The sequence below is a fragment of the Rhodanobacter sp. DHB23 genome (assembly GCF_014842975.1).
GTDB lineage: Bacteria > Pseudomonadota > Gammaproteobacteria > Xanthomonadales > Rhodanobacteraceae > Rhodanobacter_A.
The window spans coordinates 21036-47178 of sequence record NZ_JACYXK010000029.1 but is presented as its reverse complement, the minus strand read 5'-3'; the positions used below and the strand labels follow the sequence as shown (position 1 = coordinate 47178).

The 26143-nt window shown below is 68.4% G+C and carries 22 protein-coding genes; 15 read left to right on the top strand and 7 right to left on the bottom strand.

Annotated features, from left to right (window positions below):
* Positions 1–747: 747 nt before the first annotated feature.
* The 5 genes from pdsR to IHE47_RS14975 all read left to right on the top strand — a co-directional run bounded on the left by pdsR (position 748) and on the right by IHE47_RS14975 (position 6234).
* Positions 748–1437: a proteobacterial dedicated sortase system response regulator gene (pdsR, locus tag IHE47_RS14995; RefSeq protein WP_192107308.1), complete on the top strand. Its 690-nt coding sequence runs from the start codon at positions 748–750 to the stop codon at positions 1435–1437.
* Positions 1425–2006 (top strand): hypothetical protein, encoded by a 582-nt coding sequence (locus tag IHE47_RS14990; RefSeq protein ID WP_192107306.1) that lies wholly within the window; start codon positions 1425–1427, stop codon positions 2004–2006. The genes pdsR and IHE47_RS14990 overlap by 13 nt, the downstream gene beginning before the upstream one ends.
* The gene (locus tag IHE47_RS14985) at positions 2003–4015 is read left to right on the top strand and encodes an ATP-binding protein (RefSeq protein WP_192107304.1); all 2013 of its coding nucleotides are present in this window, start codon (positions 2003–2005) and stop codon (positions 4013–4015) included. The genes IHE47_RS14990 and IHE47_RS14985 overlap by 4 nt, the downstream gene beginning before the upstream one ends.
* An 82-nt stretch (positions 4016–4097) precedes the next feature.
* Positions 4098–5573 carry an anthranilate synthase component I gene (gene trpE, locus IHE47_RS14980; protein WP_192107302.1) on the top strand — a complete coding sequence of 492 codons (1476 nt, stop codon included), beginning with the start codon at positions 4098–4100 and terminating at the stop codon, positions 5571–5573.
* A 4-nt stretch (positions 5574–5577) separates the two neighbouring features.
* Positions 5578–6234, top strand: coding sequence for a hypothetical protein (locus IHE47_RS14975; protein ID WP_192107300.1), 657 nt, complete (start codon positions 5578–5580; stop codon positions 6232–6234).
* Here IHE47_RS14975 and IHE47_RS14970 read toward each other — a convergent pair.
* From IHE47_RS14970 to IHE47_RS14945, 6 genes are all read right to left on the bottom strand, one after another.
* Positions 6225–7052, bottom strand: coding sequence for an N-acetylmuramoyl-L-alanine amidase (locus IHE47_RS14970; RefSeq protein WP_192107298.1), 828 nt, complete (start codon positions 7050–7052; stop codon positions 6225–6227). The two genes, IHE47_RS14975 and IHE47_RS14970, sit on opposite strands and share 10 nt — an antisense overlap.
* Before the next feature lie 24 nt (positions 7053–7076).
* The gene (locus IHE47_RS14965) at positions 7077–8132 is read right to left on the bottom strand and encodes a serine hydrolase domain-containing protein (RefSeq protein ID WP_192107297.1); all 1056 of its coding nucleotides are present in this window, start codon (positions 8130–8132) and stop codon (positions 7077–7079) included.
* A 173-nt stretch (positions 8133–8305) separates the two neighbouring features.
* Entirely contained in the window at positions 8306–9016 is a 711-nt protein-coding gene (locus tag IHE47_RS14960; protein ID WP_192107295.1) for a M15 family metallopeptidase, read from the bottom strand.
* Positions 9013–10620: a serine hydrolase gene (locus IHE47_RS14955; protein WP_192107294.1), complete on the bottom strand. Its 1608-nt coding sequence runs from the start codon at positions 10618–10620 to the stop codon at positions 9013–9015. The genes IHE47_RS14960 and IHE47_RS14955 overlap by 4 nt, the downstream gene beginning before the upstream one ends.
* A 53-nt stretch (positions 10621–10673) precedes the next feature.
* Complete coding sequence (lysA, locus tag IHE47_RS14950; RefSeq protein ID WP_192107291.1) at positions 10674–11942, bottom strand: diaminopimelate decarboxylase; 1269 nt, start codon at positions 11940–11942, stop codon at positions 10674–10676.
* Between the two features lie 19 nt (positions 11943–11961).
* A complete protein-coding gene (locus IHE47_RS14945; protein ID WP_225562054.1) occupies positions 11962–13362 on the bottom strand; it encodes a transglutaminase domain-containing protein in 1401 nt (466 codons plus the stop codon).
* 245 nt (positions 13363–13607) lie between these two features.
* Here IHE47_RS14945 and IHE47_RS14940 point away from each other — a divergent pair, with 245 nt between their 5' ends.
* From IHE47_RS14940 to IHE47_RS14895, 10 genes are all read left to right on the top strand, one after another.
* Positions 13608–15017, top strand: a complete 1410-nt coding sequence (locus IHE47_RS14940; RefSeq protein WP_192107288.1) for an SH3 domain-containing protein — start codon at positions 13608–13610, stop codon at positions 15015–15017.
* 754 nt (positions 15018–15771) lie between these two features.
* Positions 15772–16872: a dipeptide epimerase gene (locus IHE47_RS14935; RefSeq protein WP_192107286.1), complete on the top strand. Its 1101-nt coding sequence runs from the start codon at positions 15772–15774 to the stop codon at positions 16870–16872.
* Position 16873: 1 nt separating this feature from the next.
* Positions 16874–17731, top strand: coding sequence for a MurR/RpiR family transcriptional regulator (locus tag IHE47_RS14930; RefSeq protein WP_192107284.1), 858 nt, complete (start codon positions 16874–16876; stop codon positions 17729–17731).
* 101 nt (positions 17732–17832) lie between these two features.
* Positions 17833–18603, top strand: a complete 771-nt coding sequence (locus IHE47_RS14925; RefSeq protein ID WP_192107282.1) for a hypothetical protein — start codon at positions 17833–17835, stop codon at positions 18601–18603.
* Positions 18600–19877, top strand: coding sequence for a cation:dicarboxylase symporter family transporter (locus IHE47_RS14920; protein WP_192107280.1), 1278 nt, complete (start codon positions 18600–18602; stop codon positions 19875–19877). The genes IHE47_RS14925 and IHE47_RS14920 overlap by 4 nt, the downstream gene beginning before the upstream one ends.
* 2 nt (positions 19878–19879) lie before the next feature.
* Positions 19880–21016 carry an FAD-dependent oxidoreductase gene (locus IHE47_RS14915; RefSeq protein ID WP_192107278.1) on the top strand — a complete coding sequence of 379 codons (1137 nt, stop codon included), beginning with the start codon at positions 19880–19882 and terminating at the stop codon, positions 21014–21016.
* Positions 21017–21109: 93 nt separating this feature from the next.
* Complete coding sequence (locus tag IHE47_RS14910) at positions 21110–21709, top strand: aminodeoxychorismate/anthranilate synthase component II (RefSeq protein WP_192107276.1); 600 nt, start codon at positions 21110–21112, stop codon at positions 21707–21709.
* On the top strand, positions 21706–22761 hold the full coding sequence (trpD, locus tag IHE47_RS14905) for an anthranilate phosphoribosyltransferase (RefSeq protein ID WP_192107275.1): 1056 nt from the start codon (positions 21706–21708) through the stop codon (positions 22759–22761). Before IHE47_RS14910 ends, trpD begins: the two co-directional genes overlap by 4 nt.
* A 66-nt stretch (positions 22762–22827) precedes the next feature.
* On the top strand, positions 22828–23622 hold the full coding sequence (trpC, locus tag IHE47_RS14900) for an indole-3-glycerol phosphate synthase TrpC (RefSeq protein WP_192107273.1): 795 nt from the start codon (positions 22828–22830) through the stop codon (positions 23620–23622).
* On the top strand, positions 23622–24326 hold the full coding sequence (locus IHE47_RS14895) for an HAD family hydrolase (protein WP_343227490.1): 705 nt from the start codon (positions 23622–23624) through the stop codon (positions 24324–24326). Before trpC ends, IHE47_RS14895 begins: the two co-directional genes overlap by 1 nt.
* Before the next feature lie 95 nt (positions 24327–24421).
* On the opposite strand, the gene IHE47_RS14890 is transcribed toward IHE47_RS14895, so the two are convergent.
* Positions 24422–26050 (bottom strand): NAD(P)/FAD-dependent oxidoreductase, encoded by a 1629-nt coding sequence (locus tag IHE47_RS14890; protein ID WP_192107270.1) that lies wholly within the window; start codon positions 26048–26050, stop codon positions 24422–24424.
* Positions 26051–26143: the final 93 nt, after the last annotated feature.

Here is a 26143-nt window from a genome sequence, read left to right as displayed (position 1 = left end):
GTGGTGCGGATACGGTCACCGGGGAGGGGGCGATACCCGTATCCGCACCATCCACGGCAATGGAAGGCGTCGGTCGATAAGTCAGACAGGCCCCCACCCGATTGGTTCCCGAAAAAATCACCGCGAGCGATTTTGCCCTCATCCGGCGAAGGTTGGGTGGGCGCGGAACGCGCAGGGTCAACAGACTGGCCCCGGAAAAGCACGCGCTGCGAGCCATTGCGGTGCCCTCGTTCCTCGCCGGGAGTGGCCGGATACTGATCTTCGCTGGAGTGACGAGGCCGGGGCGATGGCTGCAAAAAAATCCCCTCGCTGGGAGGGGATTGAAGGAGCCATCACGGTTGGAGGAAAGCCTGGGCGGAAAGGGCCGTCGTGCCGGGCGTTCGTGCCCCGCGGCCGGCGCGCTTCCCTGCGCGCCGGTCGCACTCCGGCCCTTCCACGGGATCTCAGTGCAGCCCCATGAGCAGGCCGAGCAGCAATGCGCCCAGCGCCAGCGTCACGCGCAGCGGCTCGAAGCTGCGCAGTTCAGCGTTGGGGTCGCGGTCGGCGGCATCGTTGCGGGTCATGGGGGCGTTCCGGTGGGGGTGGAGCCATTCCACGCCCGGCCGCGGCCGCGGGAGCGGCGGGCTTGGGCCCGCTTGCCGCCGGTTTGTGGCAAAACGCGGGCAGCGGTGGCTTGCGGCTTGCGCCATCGGCGCGCACATAGCACGCTGCGCCATCGCATCGCAGCATCGAAACAGGGAGCCGCCCATGGGCCGCAGCATTGCCATCGTCGAGGACGAACCGCTGATCCGCGCCAACTACGTCGAGGCGCTCAACCGCTTCGGCTACGACACCCGCGGCTACGGCTCGCGGCAGGAGGCGTCGAACGCGTTCGCGATCAAGCTGCCGGAGCTGGTGATCATCGACATCGGCCTCGGCGACGAGCCGGAGGGCGGCTTCGACCTGTGCCGCGAGCTGCGCGCGAAGTCGGCCACGCTGCCGATCATCTTCCTCACCGCGCGCGATTCGGACTTCGACGTGATCTCCGGCTTGCGCCTGGGCGCGGACGATTACCTCAGCAAGGACACCAGCCTGCACCAGCTCGCCGCGCGCATCGCCGCGTTGTTCCGCCGCATCGAGTCGCTGAAGGCGCCGACGGCCAGCGAGACGGTGATCGAGCACGGTCCGCTGAAGATGGAATCCGAGCGCATGCGCATCACCTGGGACGGCGCGGAAGTGCCGCTCACCGTCACCGAGTTCTGGATGGTGCACACCCTGATCCGCTTCCCCGGCCACGTGAAGAACCGCGACCAGTTGATGCGTGAGGCGGAGCTGGTCGTGGACGACGCCACCATCACTTCGCACATCAAGCGCATCCGCAAGAAGTTCATCGCGGTGGCGCCGGAGTTCGACGCCATCGAGACGGTGCATGGCGTGGGCTACCGATGGAGGCCGTGAGCGTGCGCCGTTGGCTGGCCTTGATCCTGCTTCTTTCCTGCACGTTTGGTGCGACGGCGCAAACCGGCGACGACATGCTGGCCCACGGCGCGCGCGATGGCGATGCACCGGCATGGGCGATCGCGGTGGCGAGTCCGCCGGCCTGGACGCGCGATTGCTGCATGTACGCCAAGGCCATCGGCGTCGATGCCGTGCTCTACCAAGGCGAATGGACGGGCAAGCCCGAGCGCGTGATGGTGCTCAACACGTGGACGCGCAAGCTGGCCACGCTGGCCGACGAAGTGGCGACCGACCGCAAGCAATACCTGCAGCGCGATGCCAGGGGCAAGGCCACCGATATACGCATCGACAATCCACGCATGCCTTGCGCAGGCGTGTTGTACCAGGGCGGTGACCGCATCGACGACGTGGTGGTGTTCTGCGATCCGGGCCAGGCCAGTGGCATCCGCTTCAGCTGGTCGATGAGCTTCGCCGACGGCGACGCCATGCAACGCGCGTTGCTCGACGCCTTCATGCAGGTGGCGACCGGCGCGCGCTACGAGCGTTACGTCGAACCGAAGAAGCGATGAACCTCCGCCGCAAGCTGCTGCTCGTCGCGCTGTGCACGCTGGCGTTGCCGGTGGCCGGCTGGTTGTACGTGCGGCAGATGGAGGCGCTGCTGCGTGAAGGGCAGGCGCAGGCGCTGATCGCCTCGGCGCGCGCGGTGGCGCGCAGCCTGGTGGCGACGAATGCCCCGCTGCCGCAGGGCGACGCGGCCTGGTACGTGGAACAGGCGGTCGACCCGATCACCGTGGACGGCTATGGCGACGACTGGGCGCCCTTGACGCCGTGGAGCCAGCCGTTCGGCACGCGCGGCAAGCTGTTGCTGGCCGAGGATGCGAACGGGCTGTACCTGTACGCCGAGGTGCGCGACACCCGGCGTACCCGTGCCGACGCGGTGGATGGCGCCAATGCGCTGGCGGTCGACCACCTCAACCTGGTGCTCGGCAATGCAGCCGGCACGCAGCATTACCTGCTGGAGAGCGACGCGCCCGGTGCGATCACGGCCAGGGCGCTGGATGCGCCGGTGGCCGGCCTGCCCGCGGAGTTCCCCGCGCAATGGCAGGAGGACGGCAGCGGCTTTCGCGTCGAGTTGCGCCTGCCGCGCAGCTTGCCCTTGCTGACGCTCGGCATCGGCGCCTACGTGGCGGCGGACGGCGGCGATCGCATGGCGGCGGAAGCGCGGCCGCTGCTGGTCTATTCGCCCGCGCTCGCCAGCGAGCTCGCCAGCCTCGCGCCCGACCACACGCAGGCGCGCGTGCTGTCGCCGCAGGGTTGGCTGCTTGCGCGCAGCGGCAGGCTGGACGCCGCGCTCGGCGCACAGGGCCAGCCGGGCTGGTTCGCGTCGCTGGTCTACCGAGCGCTGCTGGCGGCCCGCCTCGAGGATGCCAACCTGTGGGCGCAGGACGTGCCGCGGCTGGACACGCCGGAAGTGCTGCAGGCCCGTGCCGGCCAGCCGGTAAGCGTGTGGCGCAGCGGTGAGGAGCGCGGCAGCGTGGTGCTTTCCGCGGCGGTGCCGATCGAACAGGACGGCAGGCCCGCCGGCGTGCTGCTGCTGGAGCAGGCCAGTCGCGCGGTGCCGCTGCTGGCGAATCGCGCGCTGTTCGGCCTGCTGCTCACCAGTTTCGGCGTGCTGCTGGTGGCGGGCGCGATCCTGCTGTTCTTCGCCACCCGCCTGAGCCTGCGGCTGGGGCGCCTGCGCAACGCGGCCGAGCGCGCGCAACTGTCTGATGGACGCCTGGACGGCCTGTTCGAGCGCGGCCGTTTCCCGATGACCGATGCGCCGGACGAAATCGGCGACCTCGCGCGCAGCTTCGAGAAGCTGTTCGAGGCAGTGGGCGGCTACACCGACTACCTGCGCACGCTGGCCTCCAAGCTCTCGCACGAACTCAACACGCCGCTGGCCATCGTGAAGTCCTCGCTGGACAACCTGGAGCACGCCGAGCTGCCGCCGGATGCGCAGCCCTACCTCGCCCGTGCCCGCGACGGCGTGGCGCGGCTGGGGGCGCTGGTGCGCGCGATGAGCGAGGCCAGCCGCATGGAGCGCGCCATCGCCGCCGCCGAGCCGGAGGACGTGGACCTGCGCGAGGTGGTGCGCGGCTGCGCCGAGGCTTATCGCCCGCTGGCCGGTGCCCGTCGACTGGACTGCATGCTGCCCGAGGCGCCGTTGCGCCTGCATTGCGCGCCCGAGCCCATCGCGCAGGCGCTGGACAAGCTGTTCGACAACGCGCTCTCGTTCACCCCGCCCGACGGCTGGCTGCGGCTGAGCCTGCACGCCGCCGACGATGGTGCCGAGATCGAACTGGCCAACCAGGGGCCCGTGCTGCCCGCGGCGATGCAGGGGCGCCTGTTCGACTCGCTGGTCAGCCTGCGCGACAAGGCCACCCCGGGCGATGCGCCGCACCTCGGCCTGGGCCTGTACGTGGTGCGGCTGGTGGCCGAGCGCCACGGCGGGGTTGCCAGCGCGCGCAACCTTGACGACGGCAGCGGCGTGGCCTTCAGCCTGCGCCTGCACGGGATGCCGCGGCAACGACTGTAGCGGCCACGGGATGGACGTCCATACGTAAACCCGCGCCGCCCTGCTATCGTGTGCAATCCGTCCCCGTCTGGATCGTCCGTCCGTGATCTCCCGTAGCGACTTCGACGCGCTGGCTGCGCAGGGCCACACCCGCATTCCGCTGGTGCGCGAGGTGTTTTCCGACCTCGACACGCCGCTGTCGGTGTACCTGAAGCTGGCCGATGGCCCGTACACCTTCCTGTTCGAATCGGTCGAGGGCGGCGCTACCTGGGGTCGTTATTCCATCATCGGGCTGCCGGCGAAGCGCGTGTACCGGTTGCGCGGGCACGAACTGGAGGTGGAGGATTCGGGCGAGGTCACCGAGCGTCGTCACGTGGCCGATCCGCTTGCCGAGATCGAAACGCTGCGCCAGCAGTACGACGTGCCGCGCCTGCCGCAGTTGCCTGCGTTCAGTGGCGGCCTGGTCGGCTATTTCGGTTTCGAGACCATCGGCTATATCGAACCGCGCCTAGCGCAGTGGGATCGCGCCGATGAACTGGGCACGCCCGATGTGCTGCTGATGCTGGCCGAGGAAGTCGCGGTGTTCGACAACCTCAAGGGCCGGCTGTACCTGATCGTGCACGCGGATCCGTCGCAGCCGCAGGCCTATGCCGCCGCGCAGCGCCGCCTGGATGCACTGGTGCATCGGTTGCGCCAGGGCGGCGCGGCGTATCCGCAGCTTACGCAGTCGGTGGCACTGGACGAGGGCGATTTCACTTCCTCCTTCACCAAGGAGGAATTCGAGGCGATGGTCGAGCGCGCGAAGGAATACATCCGCGCCGGCGACATCTTCCAGGTGGTGCCCTCGCAGCGCCTGAGCGTGGGCTTCAACGCGCGGCCGGTGGACGTGTACCGCGCACTGCGTGCACTCAATCCCTCGCCCTACATGTACTTCGTTGATCTCGGCGGCACGCAGATCGTGGGTTCCTCGCCGGAGATCCTCGCGCGGCTGAAGGACGGCAAGGTGCTGGTGCGCCCGCTCGCCGGCACGCGCAAGCGCGGCGCCACTGAGGAAGAAGACCAGGCGTTGGAAGCCGAGCTGCTGGCCGATCCCAAGGAACGCGCCGAGCACGTGATGTTGATCGACCTCGGCCGCAACGACATCGGCCGGATCAGTGAGACCGGCACGGTGGAAGTGAGCGAATCGTTCGCGATCGAGCGTTACTCGCACGTGATGCACATCGTCTCGCAGGTACAGGGCACGGCGAAGCCCAACCTGAGCTACATGGACGTACTCAAGGCCACCTTCCCGGCGGGCACGCTCAGTGGCGCGCCGAAGATCCGCGCGCTGGAAATCATCCAGGAGCTGGAGCCGTACAAGCGCAATATCTATGCCGGCGCGATCGGCTGGATCGGCTGGTGGGGCGACGCCGACACTGCCATCGCGATCCGTACCGCGGTGATCCAGGACGGCCGCCTGCACGTGCAGGCCGGCGCCGGCATTGTCTACGACTCCGATCCCGCTGCCGAGTGGGAGGAGACGATGAACAAGGGCCGCGCGCTGTTCCGCGCCGTGGCGCAGGCGGCGAAGGGGCTGTAGGCGCATGCGTTCGCGGAACCTTGTTGCATGCGTTGCGTTGGCGCTGGTGGTCGCGCCAGTCGCCTCCGCGCGTGACGGCTGGCCGGACACGCCACTTGCGCGCACGCAGGCGCTGGCCGAATTGCAGACGCTCAACGCCGAGTTGCTGAGCCATCCCAGCGCCACGTTGACCCTGGAGCACTGGTGCGGCGCGCATCATCTGGCGACGCAGGCGAAAATCGTGGCGCATCGCGTGCAGGGCGCGGACAAGCCGCTGCCGCCGGATGGGCGCACGCTGCTCGGCATCGGTGCGGATGAGCCGGTGCGCTATCGCCGCGTGCAGCTGGCCTGCGGCAACGTTGTGCTTTCCGATGCCGACAACTGGTATGTGCCGTCGCGACTGACGGCGACGATGAACCGGCAGCTCGACACCACCGACGTGCCGTTCGGCAAGGTGGTGCAGCCGCTGCACTTCCATCGCCAGACGCTCTCCGCCGAGCTGTTGTGGTCGCCGTTGCCGCAAGGCTGGGATAGCGGTGCCACCTTGCCGCCGGCAAGCAGGCAGCCATTGGCGATTCCATCCCACGTGCTGCAGCACCGCGCCTTGCTGTACACGCAGGACAACCAGCCTTTCAGTCTGGTGGTGGAGAGCTACACCGCGAGCGTGCTGGTTCAGCCTTGACCGGCCGGCGCCTGCGCCGGCGATGACGGTGCGGTGCAGGTGTTCGTGGTCGGCTCGATCTGCTGTGCGAGGTTGTAGAGGATGCGCAGGTCCTGCGCGTCCAGCGTGTCGCCTTCCATGCCGCGGAAGTGGTGGTGGAAGGACTGCACGGCGGCGGTGCGGTCGTCCAGCGCGTAGCCGACCACGGCCATCGCCATCCACGGGTCGAAGCCGGGCGGCGGGTCGCACAGCGGGCCGCTAGGCCAGCGACCGAAGCCGGCTTCGGCGAGTTGCTGCCACGGGAACAGCGGGCCGGGGTCGTCCTTGCGCCCGGGCGCGAGGTCCTCGTGGCCGATGATCTGCGTGGGCGGGATGTGCAACCGCGTGGTGAGGTCGCCCAGCAGGTGCAGCAGGCTGGCGATCTGCGGCTGTGCGAACGGCGAGTGGCCGTCGTTGTCCAGCTCGATGCCGATGGAGGCGGAGTTGAGGTCGGTGATGGTGCCCCAGCGTCCCGGTCCCGCCTGCCATGCGCGCAACTGGTCGGGCACCAACTGGTAGATGTGGCCGTCGCTGCCGATCAGGTAGTGCGCGCTTACCGGGCCGCCGCTGTTGCGCGTGCGCAGGGTATCCAACGCCTCCTGCGCGGAGTGCTCGTCGGTGAAGTGCAACACGATCAGCACGGGCCGGCGGGTGTCGTAGTTCGGCGACGGCATCCAGGTCGCCAGCGGATTGCGCGGCGGTGCGCTGGCGCAGGCGGCGAGCAGCATGGGCGCGACCAGCAACGCGGCAAGGCGGATGAAGGCGAAGCGGCGGCGCGGCGTGTCGTGTGAGGCATGCATGGATGCAGTGTCCCGATGGATGCGTCAGTGTTGCAGGAACGGTTCGGCAATCGCCAGCACGGTGCGGTAGGGCTCGGGGTCGTTGCGGTTGCTGAGCAGGATCACCGTGAGGTGCTGCTTCGGCCAGCGCACGATCACGTTGCGGAAGCCGATGCTCTCGCCGGAATGCCACAGCGTGTCGCCGGTGATGCGCCAGCCGAAGCCGTAGCTGGCTTCGTACGGCTCGCCAACGACTTTCACGTGCGGGCTGAAGGCGAGCTTGCGCGAGGTGTCGCTGAGCAGGCGGTCGTCGTAGAGCGCGGCATCCCACTTCGCGAGATCGTCGATGTTCGAATAGATGCCGCCGTCGCCGCGCGTGGCGCTGGTGAGGTCCTGGTCGGTGCGCTGCCAGTGGCCGTCGGTCTCGCTGTAGCCATAGGCGCGGTTCGGTACGTTCTTGGCGTCGTGCACGTAGAGCAGGGTGTGGTCCATGTGCAGCGGTTGGAAGATCCGCTGTGCGAGGAAATCCTGCAGGTGCTGGCCGGACGACTTTTCCACCACCAAGCCGAGCAGCACGTAGCCGGTGTTGCTGTAGCGATAGGAAGTACCGGGCGGGAAGTAGCCGTGCGTGGTGGCGGCGACCATGTGCAGCACGTCGTCGTCGTTGAGCTGAGCGGTACGGCCGGGCGGCACCAGGTCTTCGTAATCGAGCAGGCCGCCGGTGTGGCTGAGCAGTTCGCGCAGCGTCACCTGGTCGGTGAAGGCGGGCAGCACGGGTAGCCAGTGGCGGATCGAATCGTCGAGCCTGAGCTTGCCGTCCTGCGCCAGCAGCAGGATCGCGGCGGCGGTGAACTGCTTGGTGACCGAGGCGAGGCGGTAATCGGTGGCGGACGTGGCGGCGACGTGCCGTTCAAGGTCTGCCATGCCGTAGCCGCGGTCGATCAGCGGCTTGCCGTCCTTGATGACCAGCAGCGCGGCACCGGGCACGTCGCCGGTGTAGGGCTGCATCAGCTGGTTGGCGTGGTTGATGGCGTCGGCGGTGGAGGCGCTTGCGGTGCTGGCGGCGAACATCGATGCGACGAGGGTGGCGGCGAGGCGCATGGCGGTTCTCCGGGCGCTGAAGCTTGAGCTCCTCTCCCGCCGGGAGAGGGGGTGGGGTGAGGGTTCGGGCGGAGTTGGGCGTTGCGCTTCGCCCGAACCCTCTCCCGCCTGTCGGTACCCTCTCCCGGAGGGAGAGGGATTCAATCGTGTGAAGTGTGGCAAGGGTGTAGCGTTCATTGCACCGGCACGTCGTACAGCGTGTGCGGAGTGGGCTCGGGCGTGAGCGTGTAGTGCCACCATTCCAGCGTGTAGTTCTGGAAGCCTTCGCGCTCCATGGCCGTGCGCAGCAGCAGGCGGTTGGCGTGTTGTTCCGCGCTGATGCCGGGTGCGTCGGTGTGGGCGCGCACGCCGAACCAGTCGAAGCCGGTGCCCATGTCCAGCGGCGTGCACTGCGTGTCGCTGGTGTCGCAGCGTTCCATGGTGAGATCGGTGGTGGCGCCGCGGCTGTGGCCGGAGACGGGGGCGATGTAGTCGCCCAGCAGTTGGGACTTGTCCAGCTCCGGATAGTGGGCGGCCTTGGTGCGCTGGTCGGACAGGTCGTGTGCCCAGCGCACGAAGTCGGCCACCGCGCGAGCGGGTCGGTAGCAGTCCCACAATCTCAGCCGATAGTGCTGTGCGCGGAGCTCGTGTTCGACCCGCGCCAGCGCCTCGGCGGCGGGGCGCAGCAGCAGGCACTTGGGCGCGAGGTAACCATCCACCGGCCGGCCGACGAAATTGTCGCTGCCGGCGTACTTGATGTCCTCGGCGATGTCGGGCACCAGGCTGCGGATGTCCACCAGGTTCGCTTCCGCCGCGGTTTTCGCGGGCGAGAGCTGTGGCGGTGGTTCGTCGGCTTGCGCCGCGAACGGCAGGGCGAGCAGAGCGGCAAGCAGCAGCGGCTTCATGGGCAATCCCCGGTGCGCACGAAATGCAGGTCTTCGTAGTCGGAACTGAAGTCGCCGAGCGCGTCGACCTTGGCCATGGTCAAGGTAGCGGGCTGTCCGTCTCGCGCGGGATGGAAGTCCAGCCACGCGTCGGGGTCCATGCCATGGTTGCTCCAATGCACCAGGTCGCGATTGCCGAGGCGCATCACGTCGCCATTGAGCCGTGGCGACTTGGCGACGGCGAAATGCACGCGCTCGCCGCTCGGGCACAACACGAGATCGCCCAGCCACGGATCGCGATAGCGCCCCGTCCACGCAGCCAGGGCCGCGGGTGCAACAGGCGTGGCCTTCGAGGTGTCGGGCGCGGCGGCGCGCCGGGTGGCTTGCTCGTCGGCGCGTTGCTGCGCGTCGGCGTACCAGGTGACGTCGTGCGCGTCGTCCGGCTTGGTGAAGTGCTTGAGCAGCGCCTCGCCCAGCACGGTGCGCGCGGATTCCGCCTCGCCGTTGATGAGGAAGACGAAGCCGTCCTTCCGGTCGGGCAGCAGCATCAGTTCGGAATACATGCCGTCCAGCGTGCCGGTGTGCCACACCGTCCAGGTGCCGTCCACGTCGGTCATGCGCCAGCCGTAGCCGTAGGCCATGATGTGGCTGTTGTCCCAGTCGCGGCGCTGTTGGGAGACGGGGATCAGCATGTGCGGCGATTGCAGCACGTGGCGCTGTTCCGCCGACAGCCACTGCAATTGAGCCGGCGTGGGCACCAGCCAGTTGCGCGCCCAGGCCAGCATGTCGTCGAGGTCGCAGCGGATGCCGCCGGCGGGCGCGGAGGTGATGGCGGGGATGACCGGGTTGTCCGACTGCCGCGGGATGTTGCGGCTGTCCTCGCGCGCGTGCGGTGCGGCCACGTCGCCCACGGTATCGCGGTTCCACTCGCCGACCTGGCAGCGCGAAAGACCCAGCGGCTGGAACACCTCGCGATGCATCAATGTCTCGTAGGGCGCGCCGCCCGCGGCGGCGGCGACCTCGCCGGCCACCACGTAGAGCAGGTTGTCGTACTCGTACTTCGAACGGAAGCTGTAGCCGGGCTTGATGTAGCGCAGGCCGTGGATGATGTCGGCGCGGGTGTAGCCGTTCGGCTCCGGCCACAGCATCAGGTCGCCGCCGCCCTCGGGCAGGCCGCTGGAGTGCGTGAGCAGGTCGGCCACGCGCATGTTCTTCGTGACCCACGGGTCGTACATCTGGAAGCCGGGCAGGTACTTCGTCACCGGGTCGTCCCAGTGCAGCTTGCCCTGGTCGACCAGCCGGCCGAGCAGGGCGGTGGTCATCGCCTTGCTGTTGGAGGCGATCTCGAACAGCGTGCGCGGGGTGATCTTCTGCCCCGAGCCGGCGACGGTCTCGCCGCGGGTGGCGACGTAGACCACCTTGCCGTTCTCGATCACGCCGAGCGCGATGCCCGGCAGGTGGTAGCGCGCGACCACGGTGTCGAGGATGTGGTCGTAGGTGCGAGCTTCGGGTGTTGTGGCGACAGGTGTGGTCTGCGCAGCGAGGGTGACTGTGCAGGGCAGCGCGAATGCGAGAGCTAGGAGTGCCTTGCGCGGCCATGCGGGATGGCGGCGAGGTTGGCCCATCACCCCAACCCTCTCCCCTGGGGGGAGAGGAGGCTTCGTGCGCGCAATGTGCTTCATGTCGTCTCCCACTGGCTGGCGGACTGTTCGCCAGCGAGCATTTCATCCAGTGTCTGCCGCCGGCGGATCAGCGCATGGCGGCCGCGGTCGAGCAGCACTTCGGCGGCCAGCGGCCGCGAGTTGTAGGTGGAGGCCATCGAGGCGCCATAGGCGCCGGTGCCGCGGATCATCACCAGGTCACCCGCCGCGCAGGCGGGCAGCTCGCGCGCCTGCGCGAAGGTGTCGCCGGTCTCGCAGACCGGGCCGACGATGTCGTACACCGCTTGCGGTCGCGCCTCGTCGGACACCGGCACGATGTCGTGCCAGGCGTCGTACAGGCTGGGGCGGGCGAGATCGTTCATCGCCGCATCCAGCACCAGGAAATCGCGCGCCTCGCCGTGCTTGATGCGCAACACGCGCGTCAGCAGCACGCCGGCCTCGGCCACCAGGTAGCGGCCGGGTTCCAGCAGCAAGCGGCCCTCGAAGCCGGCGAGTGCTTCGCGGATCACCGCGACGTAATCCGCTGGCGCAATCGGCACGTCGCCATCGCGGTAGCGCACGCCGAGGCCGCCGCCCACGTCGATGCTGGCGACGGGATGGCCGGCGTCACGCAGTTCGCGCCAGAACGCGGCCACGCGCTGCAGGGCCTGGCGATACGGTTCCAGCGACAGGATCTGCGAGCCGATGTGGACGTGCAGGCCGTCGAGCTGCACATGCTTCAGCGTGGCGCGCGCGTCGAACCAGCGGCGTGCCTCGGCAATGCCCACGCCGAACTTGTTTTCCGACTTGCCGGTGGAGATCTTGGCGTGGGTGAGCGCGTCGACGTCGGGGTTGATGCGCACCGCTGCGCGTGCCATCGCGCCGTGTTCGCCGGCGATGCGCTCGATGGCATGCAGCTCGTCCAGCGATTCCACGTTGAAGCGCTGGATGCCGGCGGCCAGCGCCTCGGCGATCTCGTCGTCGTTCTTGCCCACCCCGGAGAACACGATGCGTTCGGGCGGGATGCCGGCATGCAGCGCGCGCTGCAGTTCGCCGGCGGACACGATGTCCGCACCCAGTCCCGCCTGTGCCATCAGTTCGAGGATGGCGCGGTTGCTGTTCGCCTTGACCGCATAGCAGATCATCGCATCCATGCCGTGCAGCGCCGCCTGCAGGCCACTGATGCGCTGGCGGATCGCGTTGGCCGAGTAGGCGTAAAGTGGCGTGCCGAGTCGTTCGGCGAGCGTGACAAGGTCCACGCCGTCGAAATGCGTGGAGGGCAGGGTGTCCAGGGTGAGTGGGTTCATTGCGGAGTCTATGAAGGGGTCAATGCCGATCGACCGGCGACCAGTCGAAGCCGTAGTTCCACTGGTCGTAGTAGAGGTTGCCGCCGCTCCACTCGACTTCGCCGCGCTGCGAATCCACGTTGTCGGAGCGGAACGACTGCTTGGCCGGCGTGAAGCTCTGGCCGAAGTCGCTGTTGAAGGCGACGCGCCAGGCATCCAGCCCACCGAGGTAGAACCACTCCAGCGCGTCGTCGCCGGGCTTGGCTTGCGCGCCCGGATGCAGGCGGCCGAAGGTGACGTCCATCGGCACCCAGCCGTAGGGCGCGAGGTAGAGCTGGCCCCAGTCGTGGATGTCGTTGTAACCGCCGTCGGCGAAGATCGCGCCGGACTGCCAGCGCGCCGGTATGCCGTTCAGGCGCAGCAGGGCGATCAGCAGCATGGTCTGCTGGCCGCAGTCGCCGTGGCCCGCGTGCAAGGTGTAGTCGCTGAGGTCGGGGATGGTGGAGTACTCGCGCGCGCCGGCCCACGGGATCTCGTCCACCGCGGCGAACAGCTTCTGCGCGATGCGGTAGGGATTCTTCTCGTCGCCCACCACCTGCCGCGAGAACAGGCGCAGCTGCTCGGTGAACACCAGGTGCGGAGCGCGCTCCGCGACATAGGGTGCAAGTTCCGGCGTGATCGTCGCGGGCACCAGCTTGGCCGGATCGATCGCGTGGTATTGCGCGGACAGCGTGACTTCGTAGGTGACCGAGAAGATGGTGGGCTTGCCGGCCTGCGCGGCCTTTTCGAAGTACACCGTGCGCATCGGCGCGGCATCGGGCGCGATGGCGTGCTTTGTTGGCACGCTGCTCACGTAGCGGATGTCGTCCTGCTGGCCCGGCAGTGCCTTGGGGTAGGGAATCCACGCGCGCACGGTCTTGCCGGCCGGCACTGCGTCGGCATCCACGGTGAGCGTCTGGGTGATGCGCACGCGGTGCGGCAGCACGCTGCTACGGCTTTCCTGCAGCGATGCGGTGCGCACTTCGCGGTGGTAGTCGTTCAGCACGCCCATCGGGTCGTCGTCGAACGGCGCGGGATGGGCGCGGCGCGCGGCGGCCCCGGCGCTGAGGCGGAAGATGTTGGAGGCGTCGCGCTTGAAGTACATCACGCGGCCGTCGATCACCATGCGTTCGAGCAGGCCGTGCTCGTCCCAGTCGCGGAATTCGTCGTCGCGCAGGTCGGGCACCTGCTTGCGGATGCGCGCCTTCAGCGCGTCGGCATCGAGCGAAAAGTCGTAGCGGATGCGGCGCATGCGTTCGCGCTGGAACAGCAGCGCGTCGCGCGTGATGGCGTCCAGCCCGGGCTGGTTCAGTGCCTGCGTGATGTCGGCGTCGGCGGCCTGGAACTGGCCGGCGTCGACCAGGGCGGCGATGCTGGTTGGCGTGTCCGCGGCCCAGGCCATCGCGCATGGTGCGGCCAGCAAGGCCAGTGCGAGCAGCAGGCGCGTTGCCCGGCGTGGAGTGCTTGCCACATTCGCCATTTGAAAGAGCTCCCCGCGATGCTTCCCCAACGGGTTGTGTAGCACGCTTGCAAATGGTGGTCAATAATTTATGCTGTTGATGAAAGTTATTGGAATCAAATATTCCTTGGTGTCATGGCATCGCCGTGCCGCCGCTCCCGGCGATGCGCAGGCGAAGGGGTGAAACGATGAAGCGTCCGGTTCTTGCAGCCTTGGTTCTTGCCCTCGCGGTGACCAGCGTGCCGTTGCCGGCGCGCGGCGTGCCCGCGAGCAGCTTGCCGATCCCGCCCAGCGGCGTGCTCGGCGTGGGCGATGCGCAACTCACGCCGGCGTTCTGGATCGGCCTGCAATCGCAACCCGACCGGAACATCTTTACCCGCGCGGAGATCGACGCGCAGAACGCGAAGCTGTTCAAGCTCGATCCCACCATGCACGACCTCGCGGCATTGCCCGCCACGCTGCCGCGTGCGCAGGTGGCCGCATGGATCGAACACCTGTCGAAGCGGCCCACGCACGCGCTGTACGACGAGCGCGGCCAGCCGGTGCCGACGACTGCGCTGGACAAGATCGAAAACGATATGGCGCTGGACACCATCCCCGCGCAGACCACGGTGCGTTACGGCTTGGTGGTGGAGCGCGCCGCGCTGCGCACCTTTCCCACCACGCTGCGCGTGTTCAGCAGCGACGACGACCACGACATCGACCGTTTCCAGGAGAGTGCCGAATTCCCCGGTACGCCGGTGGTGATCGTGCATGCGAGCCGCGACGGCCAGTGGCTGTTCGTGGTGAGTCCGCGTTACGCGGCATGGATGCAGAAGCAGTACGTGGCGGAAGGCGCGAAGGACGTGGTGCTGGCTTACGCCGCGAAGACGCCGTACCGCATCGTCACCGGCGCCAGCGTGCGCACCGTGTTCACGCCCGAACAGCCAGAGGTGTCGCAACTGCAACTGGACATGGGCACGCGCGTGCCGCTGCTTGCCACGTTGCCGCCCGACCAGCCGGTGAACGGCCAGACGCCGTATGCCGCGTACACGTTGCAGTTGCCCATCCGCAAGGCTGACGGCAGCATGGCGCTGGTGCCCGCGCTGCTGCAGAAGAACACCGACACTGCCGCCGACTACCTGCCGCTGACGCCGCGCAACCTGATCACCCAGGCATTCAAGTTCCTCGGCGAGCGCTACGGTTGGGGCCATTCGTACGACGGCCGCGACTGCTCGGGTTTTGTCTCCGACGTGTACCGCAGCCTCGGTGTGCAGATGCCGCGCAACACCGGCGACCAGGCCAAGAGTCCCGCACTGGAACATCGTTTGTTCACCGACGCCGACAGCCACGCGGTGCGCCTGCAGGCGGCGATGCAGCTGCAACTCGGCGACTTGGTCTACATCCCCGGCCACGTGATGATGGTGCTGGGCCAGTGGCAGGGACAGCCGTGGGTGATCCACGACGTGCTGGGCATGAGCTACCTCAAGCCGGACGGCTCCGTCGCGCACGTCGACCTCAACGCGGTGTCGGTGACGCCGCTGCTGCCCATGCTTTATGGCAAGGACGGTTCCACCTTTATCGACCACATGACCAGCATCGTGCGCATCCGCCGATGAATTGTTTGCGCGTCCAATCGCGGGCTCTGTTTCTCCCCTTGCCTGCTGGCGGGAGAGAGGTTGGGGGAGAGGGCGCTTTTGCTGTGCCATCGCAAGGTTCAAAGCGGTTTCGGTCGCCTGTCGGCGCCCGAGTTACTTTCTCTTTGCGTGGCCAAAGAGAAAGTAACCAAAGAGAAAGGCCACCCCGGTTGGCGCTTGCCGGGCGTCCTGCCCGGCAAGTCCGTGAGGCGTGGCCGGGCTTTTCGGCCGGACTCCTGTCCGGTCGAAAAGGCGAGTCCATCCTTGGACTCGCCCGCTGCGCGGCCTTGTCGTCCCCGCCTCACCGCCGCCCAGGGGCCCCGGAAAAGCAGGCGCGCATCGTGCGCGCCAGAAGCAAAAGCCAAAGCCAAAGCGCCGCAAACTTGCGGTGCTTTGGCTCTTTTGAAAAGTGCGCGCTGGGAGCGCGCTGCTTTACCCGGGGCCCCTATGGCGCGGCGGGCGGGGGGAGGAAAAGTCCGCAGGATGGCCGGCAGGAAGCCGGCCAGTTTTCCGCCGGTACATGGATGTGCCGTCGGAAAACCCCGGAACCCGCCCGCGCACCCGCAGGGCAGGATGCCCGAAGGGCGCGCCATCGGGGTGGCCTCTCTTTTGGTTACTTTTCTCTGGCCACGCAGAGAAAAGTGACTCGGGCGCCGACAGGCGCTCGAAACCGCTCTGTCTACGCGACACGCGCACACGAATACAAAACGCACCCACCAAGGATGAAAGCCATCCCATGAAAATCACCGACATCCAGTTCGGCATGCTGCGCGTCCCGCTGAAGACACCGTTCAAGACCGCGCTGCGCACCGTCAACCAGGTCGAGGACATCGTGGTGATGGTGCACACCGACACCGGCCACGTCGGCTACGGCGAAGCGCCGGCCACCGCGGTGATCACCGGCGACACCCACGGTTCGATCACCGACGCGATCCGCCACTACATCACGCCGCGCCTGCTCAGCCAGGACGTGGCCGAGCTCAACCGGCTGACCCACCTGGTGCAGTCGGCGATGGAGAAGAACACCAGCGCCAAGGCGGCAGTGGAGATCGCGCTGTACGACCTGTGGGGCCAGCTCTACGGGGCACCGTTGTACAAGCTGCTGGGCGGCGGCGACCCGGTGATCACCACCGACATCACCATCAGCGTGGACTACATCGACAAGATGGTGGCCGATTCCGTCGCCGCGGTGGAGCGCGGCTTCGAGTCGCTGAAGATCAAGGTGGGCAAGGACATCGGCGTCGACATCGAGCGCGTCAAGGCGATCTACGCGGCAGTCGAAGGCCGCGCGCTGCTGCGACTGGATGCCAACCAGGGCTGGACCGCCAAGCAGGCGGTCTACGCGCTGCAGACGCTGGAGGATGCCGGCATCAAGCTGGAGCTGGTCGAGCAGCCGGTGAAGGCGCGCGACCTTGAGGGCATGCGCTACGTCACCGAGCGCGTGCATACGCCGATCATGGCCGATGAAAGCGTGTTCGGGCCGATGGAAGTGATCGACCTGATCCGCCTGCGCGCCGCCGACATCATCAACATCAAGCTGATGAAGACCGGCGGCATCTCCAACGCGATCAAGATCGCGGACATCGCCGCGCTGCACGGCGTGGAGTGCATGATCGGCTGCATGCTGGAAACCTCGATCAGCGTGGCGGCGGCGGTGCACGTGGCGGTGGCGAAGTCCAACGCGATCACCAAGGTGGACCTGGACGGACCCTCGCTGTGCCAGTTCAATCCGGTGGACGGCGGCGTGATCTTCAACGAGTCCGAGATCTCGGTGACCGATGCGCCGGGCCTGGGCATCCGCGAGATCCGCGGGCTGGAAACCGGCGCCGGGGGCTGACATGTCGCCGCTGGTCAAGATCCGCTCCGAGCGCGACCGGATGTCGGCGGTGGAACGCCGCATCGCCGATTTCGTGCTGGACAATGCGCAGCTGCTGCGCGACTACTCCTCGCAGCAGCTCGCCAACGCGCTGGGCATCAGCCAGTCGAGCGTGGTGAAGTTCACCCAGAAGCTGGGCTTCAAGGGCTATCCCGACCTCAAGTATTCGGTGGGCGAGGCGATCGCCCGTGCCGACAATGGCGACGAGGTGGAAACCGCCGCTCAGGTCCGTGGCGAGGTTGGCGAGTCGTTGGCTACCAGCCTGTGGCGGCGCAAGTCCGAGGCGGAGGAGGCCACGCGACTCATCAATCCGCCACAGACGCTGGCCGCGGTGGTCAAGGCCATGGCCAAGGCAGCTCGCGGCGGCAAGCTGTTCCTCATCGGCCTCGGCGAGGACGACATCCATGCACGCGCCTTCGCCTACAAGCTCGCGCTGCTCGGTCTGCCCGTGGTGCACAACTTCGACCTCGCGCGGATGACCGCCAATGTCTCCGCCGCCGGCCCCGGCGACGTGCTGCTGGTGTTCTCCGAACACGGCAACCAGCCGGCGCTGTGCAAGATCGGCCGGCATTTCCGCGAGCGCCGCGGCCTGCTGGTCAGCGTGACCCGGCACAACGCGAACCCGCTGCGCGCGCTGGCTGACGTGGCCCTGCTGGTATCGGCGCACGACGAACGGCCGTACATCCAATCGCTGCTTTACCAGTCCGCGTTGCAGCACCTGCTGGATGTTTTGTTCGTGCAGCTGTGCGAGGGCGACGACGCGCGCCACGCGCAGCTCGTTGCCAACCTGGAACGCATCCAGCAGGTGCTGGAGTCGTGAATGGACGTCCGGACGTCTACCCGTGCCTCGGTTCTTGTTCCCTCTCCCGCAAGCGGGAGAGGGGTTGGGGAGAGGGGCTTTTCGTTGGAGTCATCGCTGTCATGCGTAATCCCTTCATCCCCTTGCTGATCGCCGGACTGGCCCTCGCGGGCAACGCCGTCGCCGCGAATGATCCGACCGCCGCCTGGTCCAACGCCGGGCAGATGGTGCTGGTCACCGTGCCTGACTGGAACACCATCGAGGGCACGCTGCGCACCTACCAGCGTGACCACGGTGGCGCGTGGCACGAAGTGGGCAAGGCGCAGCCAGTGGTGATCGGCCAGAGCGGTTCGGCTTGGGGTCTCGGCCTCAGCCCGCGGGAAAGTGACGGCCCGCAGAAGCACGAAGGCGATGGCCGCAGCCCGGCGGGTGTGTTCCGCATCGGCACTACCTTCGGCTACGCGGCGTACACCGACACGGCGATGCCGTACCTCGCGCTCAGCGCCACCGACTACTGCATGGACGTCAGCGGCACGCCGCTCTACAACCGCATTGCCGATACGGCGAAAGTCGGCGAAGCGGCGCTCAAGGGTTCCAGCGAGCCGATGCGGCGCGACCTGCATTTCCATGGAGACCAGGCCTACCGCATCGGCTTCGTGATCGAGCACAACCCGGACGGCGTGGCGCACGGCGGCAGCTGCATCTTCGCGCACCTGTGGTCGTCGCCCACCACGGGCACCACCGGCTGCACCGCGATGACGCCCGGCACCATGCAGCGCCTGCTGGCGTGGCTGAAGCCGCAGGAGCACCCGGTGTTCGTGTTGCTGCCGCAGGACGAATACGCGCGCCTGCGCCACACGTGGCAGCTGCCCGGCGTGGGGGCGGGCCAATGAGCGCCACCACCCGTGTGTTGCTGGGCCTCGCGGCCGGCGCGCTGGCCGGTCTGGTGCTTGCCACCTGGGCTCCGGGCTGGGCCGTGCGGGCGGCGGATGTTGCCCAGCCGATCGGCCACCTGTGGTTGAACGCCTTGCAGATGACGGTGGTGCCGCTGGTGCTGGCACTGGTGGTGGTGGGCGTGAACACGGCCAGCGATGCGGCGGCTTCCGGGCGCATTGCGCGGCGCACTCTCGTCGCCATCATCGTGGTGCTCGCGCTCGGCGCGGCGGTCGCCGCGCTGCTCGCACCGCCGCTGCTGGCGCTGTTCCCGCACAACCCGGCCTTGGGCGAAGTGCTCAGCGGCCACGCCGCCAATGCACCGGTGGCCGCCGCGCCGGGTTGGGCCGACTGGTTCGAGGGCATCGTGCCCAGCAACGCGCTGATGGCCGCGGCGCAGAGCGCGATGCTGCCGCTGGTGGTGTTCGCGCTGTTCCTCGGCTTCGCGCTCACGCAGTTGCAGCCGGCGCGGCGCGCCCTGTTGGTGGAGTTCTTCCAGGCCATGGCCGACGCGATGATCGCGATCGTGCGCTGGGTGCTGTGGCTGGCGCCGTTGGGCGTGTTCGCACTGATCCTCGCCGTCTGCGCGCGCGTCGGCTTGGGCATGGTGCGCGCGCTGGGCGTGTTCGTGCTGCTGGAGATCGTCCTGCATCTCACAGTCACCGTGTTGATGCTGCCGGTGGCGGTGTTGTGGGGTGGCGAACGGTTGCGGCGTTTCGTCGTCGCGCTGGCGCCGGCACAGGCGGTGGCAGCCAGCACGCAGTCCTCGCTGGCCTCGTTGCCGGCGATGCTGGAGAGCGCGGAACGTCGGCTCGGCTACCCGACCCAGGTCACCGCGCTGGCGTTGCCGATGGCGGTGTCGCTGTGCCGGCTCACCAGTCCGGTGCAGTACATCGCCTCGGCCTGCTTCATCGCCTGGGCCAGCGGCATCCACCTGGGGCCGGCGCAGCTCGTGGCAGGCGCGGCGCTGGCGGTGGTGATCAGCCTGGGGTCGGTGGGTCTGCCCGGCCAGGTCACTTTCATGGCGACCAACCTGCCGGTGGCGCAGGCGATGGGCGTGCCGGTGGCGCCGCTGGGCCTGATGCTGGCGGTGGACGCGCTGCCCGACGTGTTCGCCACGCTGGGCAACGTCACCGCCGACCTCACCGTGACCAGCGTGGTGGCGCGGCAGTCGCGCAACGACACCTCCAACGCTTCCCCGGTGAACGGGGAAGGCGAAATGAAACAGGATTGAACATGCAGGCGAACGACTTCGACGCCATCGTCATCGGCGCGGGCATGGCCGGCACCTCGGTCGCATGGTTCATGGCGCCGCACGCGCGCGTGCTGGTGCTGGAGCGCGAGGCCTGGCCAGGCATGCATTCCACCGGCCGCTCCGCGGCATTGTTCAGCGAGACCTATGGCTCGGCGCAGGTGCGCGCGCTGTCGCGCGCCACGCGGCCGTTCCTCGAACATCCGCCGGCAGGCTTCGCCGAACATCCCATTCTGACCCAGCGCCCCACGCTGGTGATCGGCAGTGCCGAGCAAGCCGATGACGTGCGCAGGATGTACGAGGAAAACCGCGTGCACATCCCCGACCTGCGCCTGCTCGACGCCGCCGAAGTGCAGGCGATGGTGCCGGTGCTGAAACCGGAAGCCGCGCAGATCGGCATGCTCGAACCCGGCGCGGCCGACATCGACGTCAACGAACTGCACCAGGGCTTCCTGCGCGGCCTGCGCCAGCGCGGCGGCACGCTGCGCGTCGATGTGGCCATCCGGTCGATCAGATGCGAACAGGGTCAGTGGCAAGTTGATTGCGGCGAAACGGTGTATCGCGCGCCGCTGCTGCTCGACGCCGCGGGTGCATGGGCGGACGAAGTGGCGCGCCTCGCCGGCGTGGTGCCGCTGGGCCTGCAGCCGAAGCGGCGCACCGCCTTCCTGTTCGAGCCGCCGAAAGGCCTGGACACTTCGCACTGGCCCTTCGTGATCGACGCGGAAGAGAGCTTCTACTTCAAGCCCGACGCCGGCCTGCTGCTGGGTTCGCCCGCCAACGCCGACCCGGTGCCGCCGCACGACGTGCAGCCGGAGGATCTCGACATCGCGCTGGGCATCGACCGCATCGAGCAGGCCACCACGATGACGATCAACCGGCCGACCCGCAGCTGGGCCGGCCTGCGCAGCTTCGTCGGCGACACCGGCGACCTGGTGGGCGGCTTCGCGCCGGACGCGGAGGGCTTCTTCTGGGTGGCCGCGCAGGGCGGCTACGGCATCCAGACCAGCGCCGCGATGGGCGAGGCCTGCGCGTACCTCGCGCTGGGCCGCGCATTGCCGGCGCATCTGGCCGGGGCCGGCATCGCCGCCGGGATGCTGGCGCCGCGGAACGGGACGCGCTGAAGCCGCTGCAAGGCGGCGCCGACGCCCGCGATTTGGCCGGTTATACTGCGAAATCCCCGACGGTCGCCGCGCCGTCCTGCCCGCAGGCCCGCCATGCTGCTGATGATCGACAACTACGACAGCTTCACCTTCAACCTCGTGCAGTACCTGGGCGAGCTGGGGCAGGAGGTCAAGGTGGTGCGCAACGATGCGCTGGACGTGGCGGGCATCCGCGCGCTCAAGCCTTCGCACATCATGATCTCGCCCGGACCGGGCACGCCGGACGATGCGGGCGTGTCGCTGGACGTGCTGCGCGGGTTGTCGGGCGAGATCCCGGTGTTCGGCGTGTGCCTGGGCCACCAGGCGATCGGCCAGGCCTTCGGCGGCAAGGTGATCCGCGCCAAGCAGATCATGCACGGCAAGACTTCGCCGGTGCGCCATCGCGGCCAGGGCGTGTTCGCCGGGCTGCCGGATCCGTTCGAGGCCACGCGCTACCACTCGCTGGTGGTGGAGCAGGGCTCGTTGCCGGATTGCCTCGAAGTCACCGCATGGACGGAAAACGCGGACGGCAGCCTCGACGAGATCATGGGCCTGCGCCACAGGACCCTGCCGGTCGAGGGCGTGCAGTTCCACCCCGAATCCATCCTCACCCAGCACGGCCACGACATGCTGGCGAATTTCCTCGGCCTGCCGCAGCGGAAGCTGGCGGCATGAGCGGGCGCGCCATCACGATCACGCCGCAGGAAGCCCTGCAGCGCACGATCGAGCACCGCGAGATCTTCCACGACGAGATGATCGCGCTGATGCGCCAGATCATGGCGGGCGAGGTGAGCCCGCTGATGACCGCGGCCATCGTCACTGGCCTGCGCGTGAAGAAGGAGACCGTGGGCGAGATCACCGGCGCGGCGCGCGTGATGCGCGAGCTGGCCGAGCGCGTGCCGGTGGGCGGCGACGACGCGCACCTGCTCGACATCGTGGGCACCGGCGGCGACGGCGCGTCCAGCTTCAACATCTCCACCGCCTCGATGTTCGTGGCGGCGGCGGCGGGTGCGCGCATCGCCAAGCACGGCGGGCGCAGCGTGTCGTCGAAGTCCGGCAGCGCCGACGTGCTGGAGGCATTGGGCGCGCGCATCGACCTCAAGCCCGCGCAGGTGGCCGAGTGCCTCGCCGAGACCGGCATCGGTTTCATGTTCGCGCCGAACCATCATCCGGCGATGAAGGTGGTGGCGCCGGTGCGCAAGGAAATGGGCGTGCGCACGCTGTTCAACATCCTCGGGCCGCTGACCAATCCGGCCGGCGCGCCGAACATCCTGATGGGCGTGTTCCATCCCGACCTCGTCGGCATCCAGGTGCGCGTGCTGCAGCAGCTCGGCGCGCGGCGCGCGCTGGTGGTGTGGGGCCGCGACGGCATGGACGAGATTTCGCTGGGCGCGGCCACCCTGGTCGGCGAGCTGCGCGATGGCGTGGTGCGCGAGTACGAGGTGGAGCCGGAGGACTTCGGTTTGGCGATGGCTTCCAGCCGCAACCTGCGCGTGGCCGACGTGGCCGGGTCGAAGGCGATGCTGGAGCAGGCGCTGGCCGGCGAGCGCGGCGTGCCGCACGACATCGTCTGTCTGAACGCAGGCGCGGCGCTGTACGCGGCGAACGTGGCCGCCTCGATCGCCGAGGGCATCGCGCTGGCGCGCGCGACGATTGCCAGCGGCGCCGCACGTGCGAAAATGCAGGCCTTCGTGGCAGCGACGCAACGGTTGGCCGACAAGCTGTGATAGCTTGACGGCGCGGCGATGTTTGCGCCGCCACGATGCTCCGGCCCCCGCATCCCCCCGAGTGCCATGACCGACATCCTCAACCGCATCCTCGCCCGCAAGGCGGAAGAAGTCGCCGAACGCCAGTCGCGCCTGCCGCTGGCCGAACTCGCCGCGCGCATCCACGACCTGCCCGACACGCGCGGTTTCGCCGCGGCGATCGAGGCGAAGATCGCCGCCGGCCAGCCCGCGGTGATCGCCGAAGTGAAGAAGGCCAGCCCCAGCAAGGGCGTGATCCGGCCCGATTTCGACCCGGCCGCCATCGCGAAGAGCTACGAGAAGGGCGGCGCGGCCTGCCTCTCCGTGCTCACCGACAGCGACTTTTTCCAGGGCAGCGAGGCCTTCCTGCAGCAGGCGCGCGCGGCGTGCTCGCTGCCGGTGCTGCGCAAGGACTTCATCATCGACCCGTACCAGGTGCACGAGGCGCGCGCGATCGGCGCCGACTGCGTGCTGCTGATCGTCTCGGCGCTGGACGACGACGTGCTGCTGCAGCTCTCGCTGCAGGCCGCCGAGCTAGACCTCGACGTACTGTGCGAAGTGCACGACGAGGAGGAGCTGGAACGCGCACTGGCATTGCCGGTGCCGCTGATCGGCGTGAACAACCGCAACCTGCGCAATTTCGAGACCTCGCTGGAGACCTCGCTGCGGCTGCAGGAGCTGATGGAGTACGACCGCGTCCTCGTGGCCGAGTCCGGCATCCGCACGCCGGCGGACGTGGCGCAGTTGCGTGAAGGCGGCATCCACGCCTTCCTCGTCGGCGAGGCCTTCATGCGCGCCGAGGACCCGGGCGCGGAACTGAAGCGACTGTTCGGTACGAAGTAATGTCCATGCAGACAGGGGATGCGCCGCCGTCCGCGACGGCCGATGCCGGCTTGCCCGCGCCGCGCGTGGTGCTGTTCGACTTCGACGGTGTGCTGCTGCACGGCGACGCGTTCGGGCTGTTCATCCGCAGCCGCTACCGGCGTTCGTGGTGGCGCCGGCTGCTGGTGCTGCCCTGTCTGCCGTGGCTGCTGCTGGTGCTGCCGTTCTCGCGCCGGCTCGCCCTGCGCACCCTGGTGCATGTCGCGCTGTTCGGTACCGGCGAGCAACGCTACCGTGCGCAGGCCCAGGCCTGCGCGACCGAACTCGTGCAGCATTCGCGCCGCTTCAACCGCGACGCGCTGCGCCAGTTGCGCCGCCACCAGCAGGCCGGCGACCGCGTGATCGTGGTGACCGGCTGCGAACAGGCGCTGGTGGGCGGCATCCTCGGACAGCTGGGCCTGGGCGATGTCGAACTGCTCGCCTCGCGGCTGCGCCCCGGCTGGTCGGGCATGCGCACCGGCTTCCACAACATCGGCGCGAACAAGCTCAAGGCGCTGGCCGCGCACGGCGTGCGCGCATGGCAGGTCGCCTACACCGACTCGCTGATGGACGTGCCCATGCTCAAGCCCGCGGCCGAGCCCGTGCTGGTCAACGGCACGCCCAAGCTGTGCAAGAAGATGGATGCCGCGCTCGGGCGCGTGGTCGGTCGCGTCGAGTGGCAATGACGCGCCTGTAGGAGTGCACCCTGTGCGCGAATGCTTTTGCTCCGATCAAGCATCGGAGCCATCGCGCACAGGGTGCGCTCCTACAGTGTTTCCGCTTAATCGTTGGCGATCGAAAGCGCCACCGCCTCCGCCACGCGTATGCCGTCCACCGCGGCGGAAAGAATCCCGCCCGCATAGCCCGCGCCTTCGCCGGCCGGATACAGGCCGCGCGTGTTGAGGCTCTGCAAGTCGTCGTCGTTGCGGCGGATGCGCACGGGCGACGAGGTGCGCGTTTCCACACCGGTGAGCATCGCGTCGGGCAGCGCATAGCCGCGGATCTGGCGGTCGAACGCGGGGATCGCGGCACGGATCGCCGCCACCGCGTAGTCGGGCAGCGCGGTGGAAAGATCGGTGAGGTGCACGCCCGGCTGGTACGAGGGCAGCACGTCGCCGAAGGCGCGCGAGGGCTTGCCCACGAGGAAATCGCCCACGCGCTGGCCCGGTGCGCTGTAGTCGCCGCCGCCCAGCGCGTACGCATGCGATTCCCAGTGCCGCTGCAGCGCGATGCCGGCCAGCGGACCCTCGCCGTAGGGCGCGTAGTCGGTGGGCGTGATGTCGCAGACGATCGCCGCGTTCGCGTTGCGCTCGTTGCGCGAGTACTGGCTCATGCCGTTGGTGACCACGCGGCCCGGTTCGCTGGTGGCGGCCACCACGGTGCCGCCGGGGCACATGCAGAAGCTGTAGACGGAACGTCCATCCTTGCCGTGGTGCACCAGCTTGTAGTCCGCCGCGCCGAGGATGGGGTGGCCGGCCTGCGGGCCGAAGCGCGCCTGGTCGATCAGTGACTGCGGGTGCTCGATGCGGAAGCCGATCGAGAACGGCTTGGCTTCCACGTAGACGCCGCGCGCATGCAGCATCTCGAAGGTGTCGCGCGCGCTGTGGCCCAGCGCCAGCACCACGTGGTCGCTGCGCAGTTCGCTGCCGTCGGCCAGCCGCACGCCACGCACGTGGCGCTCGCCGTGCGCACCGGTTTCCACCAGCAGGTCGTCCACGCGTTGGCCGAAGCGGATCTCGCCGCCCAGCGCCTCGATGGTGCCGCGCATGTTTTCCACCATCGTCACCAATCGGAAGGTGCCGATATGCGGCTTGCTGACGTAGAGGATTTCCTCAGGCGCGCCGGCCTCGACGAACTCGGTCAGCACCTTGCGGCCGTGGTGCTGGGTGTCGCGGATCTGGCTGTGCAGCTTGCCGTCGGAGAACGTGCCTGCGCCGCCCTCGCCGAACTGCACGTTGGAATCCGGGTGCAGCTCGCGCTTGCGCCACAGGTCCCAGGTGTCTTTCGTGCGCTCGCGTACTGCCTTGCCACGTTCCAGCACGATGGGGCGGAAGCCCGACTGCGCCAGGATCAGCGCCGCGAAGATGCCGCAGGGGCCGAAGCCGATCACGATGGGCCGGTGCTCCAGCTTCGCCGGCGCCTGCGCCACGAAGGTGTAGCTGGTGTCCGGCGTGGGCTGCACGTGGCGGTCGGCGGCATGGCGCGCCAGCAGCGCGGCTTCGTCGGCCACGTCCACGTCCAGCGTGTAGATCAGCGCGATGGCGCCGCGCTTGCGCGCGTCGTAGCCGCGGCGGAACACGCTGAAACCGCGCAGTGCCTCGGGTCGGATGCCCAGCTTTGCGCGGATCGCGGCGGGCAAGGCCTCCGCAGGATGATCCAGTGGGAGCTTGATGTCGGTCAGTCGCAGCATGCGCGGTGCAGTTGTAGGAGAGGCTCCCATTTTCACATGCTGCTTCGGCCGGCGGCGGAGTTGCTTTGTCGCGCCAGGCTTGGAAAGGCGGGG

Coding starts and splice junctions, on each gene's coding strand:
- IHE47_RS14975 (WP_192107300.1), top strand. CDS start 5,578: ATGCGTTCGCGGAACCTTGTTGCATGCGTTGCGTTGGCGCTGGTGGTC.
- IHE47_RS14990 (WP_192107306.1), top strand. CDS start 1,425: ATGGAGGCCGTGAGCGTGCGCCGTTGGCTGGCCTTGATCCTGCTTCTT.
- IHE47_RS14910 (WP_192107276.1), top strand. CDS start 21,110: ATGCTGCTGATGATCGACAACTACGACAGCTTCACCTTCAACCTCGTG.
- IHE47_RS14915 (WP_192107278.1), top strand. CDS start 19,880: ATGCAGGCGAACGACTTCGACGCCATCGTCATCGGCGCGGGCATGGCC.
- IHE47_RS14960 (WP_192107295.1), bottom strand. CDS start 9,016: ATGAAGCCGCTGCTGCTTGCCGCTCTGCTCGCCCTGCCGTTCGCGGCG.
- IHE47_RS14890 (WP_192107270.1), bottom strand. CDS start 26,050: ATGCTGCGACTGACCGACATCAAGCTCCCACTGGATCATCCTGCGGAG.
- IHE47_RS14965 (WP_192107297.1), bottom strand. CDS start 8,132: ATGCGCCTCGCCGCCACCCTCGTCGCATCGATGTTCGCCGCCAGCACC.
- IHE47_RS14925 (WP_192107282.1), top strand. CDS start 17,833: ATGCGTAATCCCTTCATCCCCTTGCTGATCGCCGGACTGGCCCTCGCG.
- trpC (WP_192107273.1), top strand. CDS start 22,828: ATGACCGACATCCTCAACCGCATCCTCGCCCGCAAGGCGGAAGAAGTC.
- IHE47_RS14945 (WP_225562054.1), bottom strand. CDS start 13,362: ATGGCCTGGGCCGCGGACACGCCAACCAGCATCGCCGCCCTGGTCGAC.
- IHE47_RS14930 (WP_192107284.1), top strand. CDS start 16,874: ATGTCGCCGCTGGTCAAGATCCGCTCCGAGCGCGACCGGATGTCGGCG.
- trpD (WP_192107275.1), top strand. CDS start 21,706: ATGAGCGGGCGCGCCATCACGATCACGCCGCAGGAAGCCCTGCAGCGC.
- IHE47_RS14895 (WP_343227490.1), top strand. CDS start 23,622: ATGTCCATGCAGACAGGGGATGCGCCGCCGTCCGCGACGGCCGATGCC.
- IHE47_RS14940 (WP_192107288.1), top strand. CDS start 13,608: ATGAAGCGTCCGGTTCTTGCAGCCTTGGTTCTTGCCCTCGCGGTGACC.
- IHE47_RS14920 (WP_192107280.1), top strand. CDS start 18,600: ATGAGCGCCACCACCCGTGTGTTGCTGGGCCTCGCGGCCGGCGCGCTG.
- IHE47_RS14970 (WP_192107298.1), bottom strand. CDS start 7,052: ATGCATGCCTCACACGACACGCCGCGCCGCCGCTTCGCCTTCATCCGC.
- IHE47_RS14935 (WP_192107286.1), top strand. CDS start 15,772: ATGAAAATCACCGACATCCAGTTCGGCATGCTGCGCGTCCCGCTGAAG.
- pdsR (WP_192107308.1), top strand. CDS start 748: ATGGGCCGCAGCATTGCCATCGTCGAGGACGAACCGCTGATCCGCGCC.
- IHE47_RS14955 (WP_192107294.1), bottom strand. CDS start 10,620: ATGGGCCAACCTCGCCGCCATCCCGCATGGCCGCGCAAGGCACTCCTA.
- IHE47_RS14985 (WP_192107304.1), top strand. CDS start 2,003: ATGAACCTCCGCCGCAAGCTGCTGCTCGTCGCGCTGTGCACGCTGGCG.
- lysA (WP_192107291.1), bottom strand. CDS start 11,942: ATGAACCCACTCACCCTGGACACCCTGCCCTCCACGCATTTCGACGGC.